This is a genomic window from Streptomyces sp. NPDC031474, assembly GCF_055581185.1.
In genome coordinates this window covers 146,261-158,831 of sequence record NZ_JBVIJX010000020.1, presented here as the reverse complement: position 1 = coordinate 158,831, position 12,571 = coordinate 146,261, and the positions used below count along the sequence as shown (strand labels likewise).

Below are 12,571 nucleotides of genomic sequence, written 5' to 3'. Positions count from 1 at the left end.
AGTAGGGGGCGGGGCCCGACTCCCCCCACTCGTTTTCAGGCGATCCACTGGTCGTACGCCAGGTTCGCGACCAGTGCGAACACCACCGTCAGCAGGACGACCCGGACGAAGCCGCTGCCCTTCTTCAGGGCCGTGTGCGCGCCGAGCGTCCCGCCCGCGAGGTTGAAGACGGCCATCACGGCCGCCAACTGCCACAGCACGGCGCCCTGCCAGGCGAAGGTCGCCAGCGCGCCGGCGTTGGTACAGCAGTTGACGATCTTGGCGGTGGCCGAGGCGGTGACCAGGTCGAGGTGGAGCACGGCGGTCAGGGCGAGCACCAGGAAGGTGCCCGTGCCGGGGCCGATGAGACCGTCGTAGAAGCCGATGCCGAGGCCGGCGAGGGCGATGGCCGCCAGCATCCGGCGGCGGGAGGCCTGACCGGTGGGCGGGGCCGTGCCGAAGGCGGGGCGCAGGATCACGAAGCCCGCCACGCCCAGCAGCACCACCATGATCACCGGCTTCAGCACCTCGGTGCTCATCCCCGCGGCGAAGAAGGCCCCGCCGGACGACCCGGCCAGCGCCGCCAGCCCGATCCGCACCGCGAGCCGTACATCCACGGGCGTGCGCCGCGCATAGGTCACGGCCGCGCCCGAGGTGCCGACGATCGCGACCGCCTTGTTGGTGCCGAGCGCGGTCGCCGCCGGCGTCCCGGCCGGGAGGCCGAGCAGCAGCACGGGCAGGAGCAGCAGCCCTCCCCCGCCGACCACCGCGTCGATCCAGCCGGCCGCGAGAGCGGCGACGCAGAGCAGCGCCAGCATGCTCAGGGATATGTCGGGCATGGTCAGGAACCCTATGCGACCACCGCCGGGACCTCGCGACGGCCATCGGGGACAACCCTCACACCCACCCTGCGCCCCCGCTGAGGGCAGCGTTCCTCGCGGGAAACAACCGTGATGCGGCCGGGTAACGTCGGCACCGCACGCTCCTGGACATGACCTCGAATTCGCGTGTGGTGGTGATCGGCGCCGGCCTCGCGGGCGTACGACTCGCCCGCCGGCTCGGCGAGCTGGGCACGCCCGCGCTGCTGATCGGCGAGGAGGAGCACCGGCCCTACAACCGGGTCCTGCTCGCCGAGGTGCTGGCCGGGCGGTACGCCCCCGAGGTGATCGCGCTGCCCGCGCCCGCCCAACTGGTCCGGGCCCAGGTCACCGGCATCGACCGCGACCGGCGGACGGTGGCCTGCGCGGACGGCTCGAAGATCGCATACGACACGCTGGTCCTGGCCACCGGCTCCAACCCGGTGCTGCCGCCCCTGCGCGGTCTGTTCACCCCCGACCACGTGCTGCCGGAGGGCGTCCACGCCTTCCGCACCATGGACGACTGCCTCGGTCTGTCGAAGGCGGTACGGCCGGGCGTGCGGGCCGTCGTCATCGGCGGCGGACTCCTCGGGGTCTCCGCGGCCCGCGCCCTGGCGATGCGCGGCGCGCAGGTCGTCCTCGCGCAGCAGGCCGAGCGGCTCATGGAGCGCCAGCTCGACCCGAACGCCTCGAAGCTGGTGCTGCGGCACCTGAAGGACCTCGGCGTCGAGGTCCACACCGAGTGCCGGGTGCGCGACGTGCGCTGCGTCGGCGGGGCCGTCCGCTCGGTCGAGATGGCCGACGGTTACACCCTCGGCGCCGATCTGGTGGTGCTGGCCTGCGGGGTCTCCCCGCGCGCCGGTCTCGCCAAGGACGCGGGGCTCGCCGTCCACAAGGGCATCCTCGTCGACGACGAACTGCGCACGTCCGACCCGCACATCCGCGCGATCGGCGACTGCGCGCAGCACGACGGGAACGTGTACGGACTGGCCGCCCCGGCGCTCGAACAGGCGGACGTCCTCGCCGAGTCGCTGACCGGATCCGCGAACTCCCGCTACAGCGGCACCCGTGCCCTCACCCGGCTCACGCTCGCCGGGCACAGCGCCTTCGACCTCGCCGCGTTCGGCGAGACGGAGCCGCTGCCCGGCGACGACGTCGTGCAGCTCGCCGACGCCACCCGGGGCACCTATCGCAAGGTCGTCGTCCGCGACGACCGCCTGGTCGGCGGGGTCCTCGTCGGCGAACTCGGCACCGTCGGCGCACTCGCCCGCGCCTGGGAGGGAGCAGAGCCGCTCCCCACGGACGGCGGCCCCCTGCTTCACCTGCTCACCAACGATGGAGGCTCCTGATGACCGCCACCCTGGGGGCCACCCCCACGATCGTGCTCGTCGGCCACGGCATGGTCGGCCAGCGCTTCCTCGAAGCGCTCGCCGAGCGCGGCCTGACCGCCACGCACCGCGTGGTCGTGCTCTGTGAGGAGCCGCGTCCCGCATACGACCGTGTGGCGCTCACCTCGTACTTCTCGGGCAAGACGCCCGAGGACCTCTCCATGACCGACATGGCGTTCATCGAGACGCACGGCATCGAGCTGTACGTCGGCGACCCGGCGGAGACGATCGACCGCGAGGCGAAGAAGGTCACCGCCCGCTCCGGCCAGGTCTTCGAGTACGACACCCTCGTCCTCGCCACCGGCTCGTTCCCCTTCGTGCCGCCGGTGCCGAACAAGAACGCCGAGGGCTGCTTCGTCTACCGCACCATCGACGACCTGCTCGCGATCGAGGAGTACGCCAGGACGGCGACGACCGGCGCGGTGGTCGGCGGCGGGCTGCTCGGACTGGAGGCGGCCGGCGCGCTGAAGGGCCTCGGACTCACCTCCCACATCGTGGAGTTCGCACCCCGTCTGATGCCCGTCCAGGTCGACGAGGGCGGCGGGGCGGCCCTGCTGCGCACCATCGAGGACATGGGCCTGTCCGTCCACACGGGCGTGGGCACGCAGGAGATCGTCGTCGGCGAGAACGGCGCGGTCACCGGCATGAAGCTCTCCGACGGCTCCGAACTCTCCACCGACCTGGTGGTGTTCAGCGCCGGCGTCCGCCCCCGCGACCAGCTCGCCCGCGACTGCGGTCTCACGGTCGGCGAGCGCGGCGGCATCACGGTCGACGAGCAGTGCCGTACGGTCACCGACCCGCACGTCTTCGCGATCGGCGAGTGCGCGCTGGCCTCCGACGGCCGGGTGTACGGCCTGGTCGCCCCCGGCTACGAGCAGGCCGAGACGGCCGCCGCGACCATCGCCGAGGACGAGGCGGAGTTCACCGGCGCCGACCTGTCCACCAAGCTGAAGCTGCTCGGCGTGGACGTGGCCTCCTTCGGCGACGCGCACGGCGCGACCGACGACTGCCTCGACGTCGTCTACTCCGACTCCCGCTCGGGCCTGTACAAGAAGCTGGTCATCGGCCGCGACGGCACCCTGCTCGGCGGCATCCTGGTCGGCGACGCGGAGGCGTACGGCACGCTGAAGGCGTTCACCGGTTCCGTCCCGCCGGTCGCGCCCGAGTCGCTGGTGCTGCCCGCCGGTGCCGGAGAGTCCGTCCAGCTCGGCCCGACCGCGCTGCCGGACGACGCGATCATCTGCTCCTGCAACAACGTTCGCAAGGGCACCATCCGCGCCGCGGTCACCGACCACCAGTGCACCACCGTGCCCGAGGTGAAGAAGTGCACCAAGGCCGGTACCACCTGCGGCAGTTGCGTCAAGGTCCTCGGCCAGCTCGTCACCGCCGAACTGGAGGCGTCCGGCGTCGAGGTCGACAAGGGCCTGTGCGGCTGCTTCGCGCAGACCCGCGAGGAGCTGTACGAGATCGTCCTCGCCCTGCGCATCAACACCTACCAGGACCTCCTCGACCGCTACGGCCGTGAGGACGCCCGGGGCGGCGACGGCTGCGACATCTGCAAGCCGGCGGTCGCGTCGATCATCGCGTCCCTCGCCCCGACGATCGGCGCGAGCGGCTACGTCCTGGACGGCGAGCAGGCGGCGCTTCAGGAGACCAACGACCACTTCCTCGCCAACCTCCAGAAGAACGGCTCCTACTCGGTCGTCCCGCGCATCCCCGGCGGCGAGATCACCCCCGAGGGCCTCATCGTGATCGGTGAGATCGCCCGCGACTTCGGCCTCTACACGAAGATCACCGGCGGTCAGCGCATCGACATGTTCGGCGCACGGGTCGAACAACTCCCGCTGATCTGGACCCGGTTGGTCGACGCCGGCTTTGAGTCCGGCCACGCCTACGGCAAGTCCCTGCGCACGGTGAAGTCCTGCGTCGGCCAGACCTGGTGCCGCTACGGCGTCCAGGACTCCGTCCGCATGGCGATCGACCTGGAACTGCGCTACCGGGGACTCCGCTCGCCCCACAAGCTCAAGTCGGCGGTGTCGGGCTGCGCCCGCGAGTGCGCCGAGGCCCAGTCCAAGGACTTCGGCATCATCGCCACCTCGGGCGGCTGGAACCTCTACGTCGGCGGCAACGGCGGCGCCACCCCGCGCCACGCCGACCTCCTCGCCCAGGACCTCAACGACGCCGAACTGATCCGCCTCATCGACCGGTTCCTGATGTTCTACATCCGCACCGCCGACCGCCTGGAGCGCACCTCGACCTGGCTGGAGCGCATCCCCGGCGGCCTGGACCACGTCCGCGACGTGGTCGTGGAGGACTCCCTCGGCATCTGCGAGGAGCTGGAGTCCCTGATGAAGGACCACGTCGCGCACTACGCCGACGAGTGGGCGACCACCATCAACGACCCCGAGAAGCTCGCCCGGTTCGTGTCCTTCGTCAACGCGCCGGACACCCCCGACCCGGTCGTCGGCTTCGTCCCCGAGCGCGACCAGATCAAGCCCGACCTGCCGCTGCTGACCATCGGCCACCGTCCCCTGGAAGGGAGCACCCAGCGATGACCCTGGCAATCGAGACCACCGACCTCAAGGTCCACCTGCGGCTGGAGGAGGGCGGCGAGGACTGGTTCACGGTCTGCGACCTCACCCAGCTGCTCCCCGGCCGGGGCGTGGCCGCCCTGCTGCCCGACGGCCGCCAGGTCGCCCTGTTCCGCGACCGGGCGGGCGAGCTGTACGCCATCGACAACCGCGACCCGTTCGGCGGCGCGGCCGTCCTCTCCCGCGGCCTGACCGGCACCCACCAGGGCCGCCCGTTCGTCGCCTCCCCACTGCTGAAGCAGCGGTTCGACCTGCGGAGCGGGCAGTGCCTGGACGACGAGACGGTACGCATCGCGACGTACGAGGTGCGGACGGCCTGACGGTTGACGGGCGGGCGGGTCCGACGGCCAACGGTTGACGGGCGGGCGGCCTGACGGCCAACGGTTGACGGGCAGCTGTTGACGGGCGGACGGTCTGACGGGCCCGCCCGTCCTGCCTGCCGCCCGCCGTCCTGCCTGCCGCCCGCCGTCCTGCTTGCCCGCCCGCCCTCTGCCTACCTACCTGCCGTCTGTCTACCGGCGGCCGGGCGCCGTGGTCTCAAGGGGTCTGGCCGACCGGGGTGCGGGCACGCCGGGCAGGGCCGGTACCGCCGGGAGCCGGACCACCGCGTCCAGGCCGCCGCGCGGCGCGGGCCGCAGGGCCACCTCGCCGCCGCTCGCGTGGGCGAGGCGCTGCACCAGGGCGAGGCCCAGACCGGTACCGCCCTTGGGCGCGTCCGGGGCGCGCCAGAAGCGGTCGAAAGCGCGCCGCCGCTGCTCCTCCGTCATGCCCGGCCCCTCGTCCATGACGTGCAGCTCGACCCACGCCGGACCCGCCGGACGGTTCGGCTGCCGGTGCGGGAAACGCCGCTCGTGGGATGAGGCGCGCGTGGCCTGGTGGCGGGGGTCGATCGAGACCGTGGAGCCCGGGGGCGCCACCCGCAGGGCGTTGGACAGCAGGTTGTCGAGGATCTGCTCCACCGCGCCGGGCAGCGCCAGCACCTCGCCCGCGTAGTCCCCGGCCAGCGCCAGCCAGACGCCGTGCTGCTCGTACAGCGGCGTCCAGGCGCGGTGGCGCTCCGCGCACACCCGGCCCAGATCGACCGTCTCCCGTTCGGCGGCGCTCTCGTCGAGCCGGGCCATCGCCAGCAGCCCCTCGACCATCCGGGCCAGCCGGTCGGTCTCGGTCAGCGCGGCGGTGAGCGAGCCCCGCGCGTTCAGGGCGATGTCGTTCTCCAGGTTCTCCAGCCGCAGCCGCAGCGCCGCGAGGGGCGTCTTCAGCTGGTGCGAGGCCTCGCCGGCGAACGCCCGCTGGGAGGCCAGGAGGTGTTCCAGACGGGCGGCGGTGCGGTTGAAGGTCGCGGCGAGACTGCGGACCTCCGGCGGCCCCTTGGTGATCGCGACGGGCGTGGCGGCACCGCCGACGGCCAACTCATGGGTGGCGTGCTCCAGTTCACGGATCGGACGGCCGGTCCAGCGGGCGATGACGAACCCGAGGACGGCGACCGCGGTGAGCGCGGCGAGGCCGCCGAGCGCCAGCAACAGCCACACGTGGTGAACGCGTTCGGACACCATCCGGGTCGGCAGGGTGATCCGGACGGCGCCCTGCTCCTCGACGCCGTGCCGGACCGGGGTGGCCACCGCCAGATACTGCACCCCGCCGATGGTGGACGTGCGGACGTCCGCCGTCGCCGTCCCCTGGAGCGCGGCGGCGATGCCCGGCCAGGAGGCCAGGCCGCGCTCCTCGCTCGCGGTGAGCGGATGCGAGCTGGCCAGCAGCGAGCCGCGCTCGTCGACGATCAGCACCTTGCCGCCGATGCGTTCGGCGCAGTGCGCGGCCCGCTCGGGCAGGTCCTGCGCCGCCCGGCCGGCCGAGATGGACAGCGAGGCGAACGCCGACACCGACTCCGCCTCGTCCTTCGCCGCGTTCGTCACCCGCTCCCGCTCGCCCCGCGAGTACACGAAGCCCAGCGGGATCTCCAGACAGACCAGGACCAGCGCGGCGAGTGTGAGATAGCTGAGCAGCAGCCGACGGGTCATCGGTAGGCCGCCGTGGGGTGAGGCTCGTCGAACCGATGGGCCGAGGTGAAGTCGTGGGCCTGAGTGAAGTCGTGGGTCTGGGTGAAGTCATGGGTTCGGTGGGGGTACGGGGCCTGCGGCTCGTATGCGGGGGGCGTGGGTGCCTGTGGCGCGGGTGCATATTCCGGCGCGGGGGCGTACTGCGGGGCGGGGGCCTGAGGTGTGTCCGGTGAGGTGGTCTGCACGGCCAGCCGGAAGCCCACTCCGCGCAGGGTCTGTATCCAGGCCGGGTGGCCCAACTTCCTTCGCAGGGTGGCCACATGGACGTCCAGCGTCTTCGTCGGCCCCTGGTAGTGCGGGTCCCACACCCGGTCGAGGATCTGCTGCCGCGAATACACGGCCCCCGGATCCTCGGTGAGCAGCGCGAGCAGCTCGAACTCCTTGGGCGTCAGTGTCACCGAGTCCGGTCCGACCCAGACCTGCCGGGTCCGCCGGTCGACGACGAGGGGGCCGACGGCATCGCCAGTGAGTTGGGGCTGGGACTGGGGCTGCGGCTCTGGCTGCGGCTGCGGCTGCGGCTGCGGCTGCGGCTGCGGCTGGGCGTTGTAGCCGGGGCCCGTCTCGGCGAAGTCCCGTTCCTGAAGCCCCCGTTGGGTCCGTCGGGTCACCGCGCGCACCCGGGCCACGAGTTCACGCATGCTGAAAGGCTTCGCCAGGTAGTCGTCGGCGCCCAGCTCCAGGCCCAGGACGCGGTCCGCCTCCTCGCCCCGCGCGCTGAGGATGATGATGGGGACGTCGGAGGTCTGTCGGATGCCCCGGCAGACGTCGATGCCGTCGATGTCGGGCAAGCCCAGGTCGAGCAGGACGACATCGCCGTACGGGCCCCTCAACCCTTCGTTGCCGGTGCCGACGTGATGCACCGTCAGGCCGAAGTTGCCAAGGCCCTCGACGAGCGGTTCGGCGATCGTCCGGTCGTCCTCGATGAGCAGGACTCGTACACCCATGCGTTCCCGTCTCTCCCGTGAACCGAATTCGCGTGTTCCGTGGATCCGTTGCTCCGTCACGCTACAAGAACGGTAAGAAAAACGCCGCACCCCTCCCGGACAATGTGAGCAGCGGCTCAGCTCCGGACGAAAACTGTCCCATTTTTGTCGGCGGTTTAGTGTTCCTCTAACCTTCGCCTGGCAAACGCCCCTCTACGGTGATGAGGAACTGGTCGGACTCCCACGACGACCAGCTCTGACCTGGGAGGATCCATGAAGGCATTGCTGGACCGCGCCCGCTCGTTCAAACGACGGGTCGACTTCGAAAGCGGCGAATACCGGCGGCTGGCCGAAGGCCAATATCCCGAGGCATTGTTCATCACCTGCTCGGACTCGCGGGTGATACCCGCCCTGATCACGGGCGCACGGCCCGGTGAGATATTCGAGCTGCGAAACGCGGGCAATATCGTTCCGCCGCACGGCCGGCAGGGCGCCTCGGGCGAGGCCGCCACCATCGAGTACGCACTGGAGGTGCTCGGCGTTCAGGACATCGTGGTGTGCGGCCACTCCCACTGCGGCGCGATGGGCGCCCTCAAGTCCGGCGACGACCTCTCCGCCCTGCCCGGCGTGGACGCCTGGCTGCAACTGGCCCGCCCGAGGCTGGCGTCCGTCCTGGACGGCGACGTCGAGGACCCGTCGATGCCGGACGTCGCCCAGCTGAACGTCGTCAACCAGCTTGCCGTGCTGCGGAGTTACCCGACGGCACGTCGGCATCTCGACGCGGGACGACTGCGACTGCACGGCTGGTACTACGAAGTGGACACCGGCCAGGTGCACGAGCTCGACACGGACGGCCTGTTCCGGGTGCACGCGGCATGAGCGGCGCCCACGCGACGAGGACCCGCGGCATGCGGGCCCGCGACCCCAGGGCTCCGGACCCCAGGGCTCCGGACCCCAGGGCTCCGGACAGCAGGGCTCCCGACAACAGGGCGGACACCCCTACAGAGGACACGACCGGTTACACGGCGAAGCCCCAGCAGCGCCAGCAGCCCCAGAAGCGCCAGCAGCCCGAGAAAGGACCGCGGGGGGCCAAGGACGGCCCGAAGGCGGATCTCGCCACCGAGATCACCGCCTCCCTCGTCGTCTTCCTGGTCGCGCTGCCGCTGTGCATCGGCGTGGCCGTCGCCTCCGGCGTCTCCCCCGAGCTGGGCATCATCTCGGGTGTCATCGGCGGTCTGGTGGTGGGCGCGGCGCGCGGCAGCACGCTCCAGGTGAGCGGCCCGGCCGCCGGTCTCGCCGCGCTGGTCGCGGAGACCGTGCTGGAGTACGGCGTGGCCATGCTCGGTGTGATCGTGCTCTTCTCCGGGCTCCTCCAGATCGTCCTCGGGCTGGTGAGACTGGGCCGGTTCTTCCAGGCGATCTCGCTGGCCGTCGTCCAGGGCATGCTCGCGGGCATCGGTCTGCCGCTGATGTTCAGCCAGGCGTACCCGGCGATGGACGCCAAGGCCCCCGGCACCCCGCTGGAGAACATGGCCGGCATCCCCGGCCTGCTCGCGGACACCTTCGCCGACCCGCAGGCACTGATCGCGGCGGGCCTGGGCGTCGTCACCGTCGTCCTGAGCTTTCTCTGGAAGAAGGCGCCGGGGCCGATCAAGAAGGTGCCCGCGGCCCTGGTCGCGGTGGGCATCGGCATCGCGGTGGCCGCGACCCCGGGCGTGGACGTCAAGACGCTCCAGGTCGGCAACCTGCTGGCCTCGGTCGACGTCCCCGGCCCGGAGCAGTTCGCGGGACTGGCGGACGCCGGGATCATCACCGCGATCCTCACCTTCACCGTGATCGCCTCGGCGGAGTCCCTGTTCACGGCCGCGGCGGTGGACCGTATGCACGACGGACCGCGCACCCGCTACAACCCCGAGCTGATCGCCCAGGGCGCCGGAAACACCCTCGCGGGACTCGTCGGCGCGCTGCCCATCACGGCGGTGGTGGCCCGCAGTTCGGCGAACGTCCAGGCGGGCGCCAAGACCCGGCTCTCCCGCACCCTGCACGGCCTGTGGCTGCTGGCCTTCGCGCTCCTGCTCCCCCAGGTGCTGGCCCTGATCCCGATCTCGGTCCTCGCGGGCGTGCTCGTCCACAGCGGCTGGAAGCTCTTCGCGCCCGCCGAGTTCCCGAAGATGTGGCGGCAGGATCGCGGCGAGTTCGCGGTCATGACGCTCACCACGCTGGTGATCGTGGCGACAGCACTCCTGGAGGGCGTCCTGGTCGGCCTCGCGGCGGGCATCGTGCTGGCCGCGGTGCGCATGTCGCAGACGGTCATCCGGCAGCACATCGACGACGACACCGCGAAGGTGGTGATGGCCGGCAACGCGACCTTCCTGCGGCTGCCCCAGGTCATCGAGGCACTGGAGTCCGCCGCCGAGGCCGGCAAACCCCGCATCCGGCTCGACCTCACCGGCGTCACCCACCTCGACCACGCCTGCCGCAGCCAGGTGGAGGAGTTCACCGCCCAGCAACGCGGCAAGGGCCTACGAGTGGAACTGCTGATGCCGGGCCCGGCGACACCATCGCCCGCGGGGGCCGAGGGGCCGGTGCAATCCGTGGGGTCCGTGGGGTCCGTAGGACCAGTGGACGAGGGCATGGCCCCGGCGGCCGAACGTGCGGCGCCCCCGCAGCCCGACCCGCTGCCGCGCCGCCAGCCCGTCCCGGCATCGGCCACCGCATCCGCCACCGCGTCCGTAGCCGTTTCCGCCCCCGGCCCCACCGCCGAGTGGTTCTACCTGGACACCACACCGATGCCGGAGGACTTCGCGCAGCGGTACGTGGAGGAGTACGCGGCCGTGGACGAATACCTCCCGGAGCACCCACAGCGCCACGAGCAGAACTACGGGCAGGGCTACGAGCAGAACTACGGCCAGGACTACCGCCAGAGCCGCGGGCAGGACTACGGCCAGAGCCAGGGAGGGGGGTACACGCAGGGCTACGCCTCCTACTGACAGGGCCCGGGCGGGCGGCGTAGGTACAGGTCACGTGCGGCCGGGCGGCCGCACCACCCCCGTGCTTCCGCACCCCCGAACCCTCCGACGAAGCTGCAACCCCGGTGCGCGGTCCGGTGTCCCCCAGGACATCGACCGCGCACCGCAGCGCGGCCGGCGGAGATCGGGGAACGATCATGAACCTTTCGCACGTCTCGCGCACCGCGGCCGTCCTCGCCGTCGCGGCGGTCACCACCCTCACCGCAACCTCGGCATCGGCGTCGACACCGGCATCTGTATCTGCACCGGCACCGGCACCGGCACCGGCACCAGGGCGGGGTCAGGCCTTCGAGGCCCAGGCCCAGGCCCAGGCCCACCGCAGCACCCCGTACGCCTGGGCCACCCGCAGGGGCAGCACCATAGGCATCTACGGCATCGACATGCACGGCCAGGGCTTCACCGTCGGCGGCACGGTACGGATCGCCCTCTTCCGGGACTCGGGCCCGCGCGGCATCCCGGTCTGGACGAAGGACGCCACCGCCCGCCGGATCACCGGCCGCCCCGGCGGCTCCTTCAACGTGACGACGGGCCTGCTGGACTGCACGGCGTACGGCTACGCGAAGGACTCGACGATGATGGTGTGGGACACCGCCACCAACACGTGGTCCAACAAGGTCCGCGTCTCCACGGCCTGCGACCAGTAGCCGGGGTTGAGCGGTTGAGCGGGCTCAAGCCTTGAGGACGGCCGCGTAGGACACCCCGGTCAGCTCCTCGGAGGCGGCCCACAACCGCTCCCCCGCACGGTCGTCGAGAGTCCAGGGCGCCCGCCGCGACGGTGCGGGCGCCCCGCGCCACATCGCGAGGGACGGTCCGGTGAACGAGTCCGGGCGCACACCGGGCGCGGTCGCCGCGTACAGGGTGGGCAGCGCGCCGGCCTCCGCCGACTGGGCGATCGCCCGGTTGCCGAGCGCCATCAGCCGCTCGGCGACCCGGCGCCCCTCGGCGCGCGGCCCGGCCGTCTGGAGGTTGGTCGCCGCGTACCCCGGGTGCGCGGCGGCCGCCACGACGCCGGACCCGGCCGCCGCGAGCCGACGCGCGAGCTCGTGCGTGAACAGCAGATTGGCCGTCTTGGAACGGCCGTAGGCGGTCCAACGGCGGTAGCGACGCTCGGAGTTGAGATCGTTCGCATCGATGTTGCCGAACAGATGGGCCATGCTGGAGACGGTCACAACCCGCACCCCGGCCTGCGCCCCGGTCTGCGCGCCGGACTGCGCCCCGGACTGAGCGCTGATCGGCACCCCGGCCGACCGGCCCTCCGCGGCGAGCAGCGCGGGCAGCAGAAGCCCGGTGAGGGCGAAGTGCCCGAGGTGGTTCACCCCGAACTGCGTCTCGAACCCGTCGGCGGTCGTGCCGTACGGCATCGCCATCACGCCCGCGTTGTTGACGAGCAGGTCGAGCCGCTCGTACGGCAACGACTCCGCGAACTCCCGCACGGAGCCGAGATCCCCGAGATCGAGCCGCCCCAACTCAACTTCCACACCCGGCACTTCACCACGCAGCCGCGCAACGGCATCCCGCCCCCGCGCCTCACTCCGGCAGCCGAGCACGACCCGCGCCCCCTTGCGGGCAAGCTCCCGCGCGGTGACGTACCCGAGCCCGCTGTTGGCCCCGGTGACGACAGCGGTACGACCGCTCTGATCAGGGATGTCACGCACACTCCAGCCTGCCATGACCGCACTCCTTCCACTGCTGCCGCCCCCTCGCCGCAGCCTACGACGACGCCTCCAGACTGGATTGAAAGGAACTC

At 71.8% G+C, this 12,571-nt stretch carries 10 protein-coding genes; 6 read left to right on the top strand and 4 right to left on the bottom strand.

The genetic code is table 11. The features are described from left to right. Positions 1–35 precede the first annotated feature (35 nt). A complete protein-coding gene (locus tag ACZ5SK_RS36725) occupies positions 36–818 on the bottom strand; it encodes a sulfite exporter TauE/SafE family protein (protein ID WP_334580005.1) in 783 nt (260 codons plus the stop codon). Between the two features lie 152 nt (positions 819–970). On the opposite strand from ACZ5SK_RS36725, the gene ACZ5SK_RS36720 reads away from it, so the two are divergent. The 3 genes from ACZ5SK_RS36720 to nirD are packed head-to-tail and all read left to right on the top strand — an operon-like array spanning position 971 to position 5,135. After that, positions 971–2,185 (top strand): NAD(P)/FAD-dependent oxidoreductase, encoded by a 1,215-nt coding sequence (locus ACZ5SK_RS36720; protein ID WP_334580004.1) that lies wholly within the window; start codon positions 971–973, stop codon positions 2,183–2,185. Continuing rightward, positions 2,185–4,779 (top strand): nitrite reductase large subunit NirB, encoded by a 2,595-nt coding sequence (gene nirB / locus ACZ5SK_RS36715; RefSeq protein ID WP_468577056.1) that lies wholly within the window; start codon positions 2,185–2,187, stop codon positions 4,777–4,779. The genes ACZ5SK_RS36720 and nirB overlap by 1 nt, the downstream gene beginning before the upstream one ends. Beyond that, on the top strand, positions 4,776–5,135 hold the full coding sequence (nirD, locus tag ACZ5SK_RS36710; protein WP_334580002.1) for a nitrite reductase small subunit NirD: 360 nt from the start codon (positions 4,776–4,778) through the stop codon (positions 5,133–5,135). The genes nirB and nirD overlap by 4 nt, the downstream gene beginning before the upstream one ends. A 192-nt stretch (positions 5,136–5,327) precedes the next feature. Here the strand turns inward: nirD and ACZ5SK_RS36705 are convergent, their stop codons facing one another. Both ACZ5SK_RS36705 and ACZ5SK_RS36700 read right to left on the bottom strand, forming a co-directional pair. Further along, on the bottom strand, positions 5,328–6,833 hold the full coding sequence (locus ACZ5SK_RS36705; RefSeq protein WP_468577054.1) for a sensor histidine kinase: 1,506 nt from the start codon (positions 6,831–6,833) through the stop codon (positions 5,328–5,330). Beyond that, positions 6,830–7,816 (bottom strand): response regulator transcription factor, encoded by a 987-nt coding sequence (locus ACZ5SK_RS36700; RefSeq protein WP_468157869.1) that lies wholly within the window; start codon positions 7,814–7,816, stop codon positions 6,830–6,832. The genes ACZ5SK_RS36705 and ACZ5SK_RS36700 overlap by 4 nt, the downstream gene beginning before the upstream one ends. Positions 7,817–8,068: 252 nt before the next feature. On the opposite strand from ACZ5SK_RS36700, the gene ACZ5SK_RS36695 reads away from it, so the two are divergent. The 3 genes from ACZ5SK_RS36695 (at position 8,069) to ACZ5SK_RS36685 (ending at position 11,468) form a co-directional block, all read left to right on the top strand. Further along, a complete protein-coding gene (locus ACZ5SK_RS36695) occupies positions 8,069–8,674 on the top strand; it encodes a carbonic anhydrase (protein WP_334579999.1) in 606 nt (201 codons plus the stop codon). Beyond that, positions 8,671–10,785, top strand: a complete 2,115-nt coding sequence (locus tag ACZ5SK_RS36690; protein ID WP_457495714.1) for a SulP family inorganic anion transporter — start codon at positions 8,671–8,673, stop codon at positions 10,783–10,785. The genes ACZ5SK_RS36695 and ACZ5SK_RS36690 overlap by 4 nt, the downstream gene beginning before the upstream one ends. Before the next feature lie 176 nt (positions 10,786–10,961). After that, positions 10,962–11,468, top strand: a complete 507-nt coding sequence (locus ACZ5SK_RS36685; RefSeq protein ID WP_468577052.1) for a hypothetical protein — start codon at positions 10,962–10,964, stop codon at positions 11,466–11,468. 24 nt (positions 11,469–11,492) lie between these two features. Here ACZ5SK_RS36685 and ACZ5SK_RS36680 read toward each other — a convergent pair whose 3' ends face one another. Beyond that, positions 11,493–12,494, bottom strand: a complete 1,002-nt coding sequence (locus ACZ5SK_RS36680) for an SDR family NAD(P)-dependent oxidoreductase (protein WP_334579996.1) — start codon at positions 12,492–12,494, stop codon at positions 11,493–11,495. Positions 12,495–12,571: the final 77 nt, after the last annotated feature.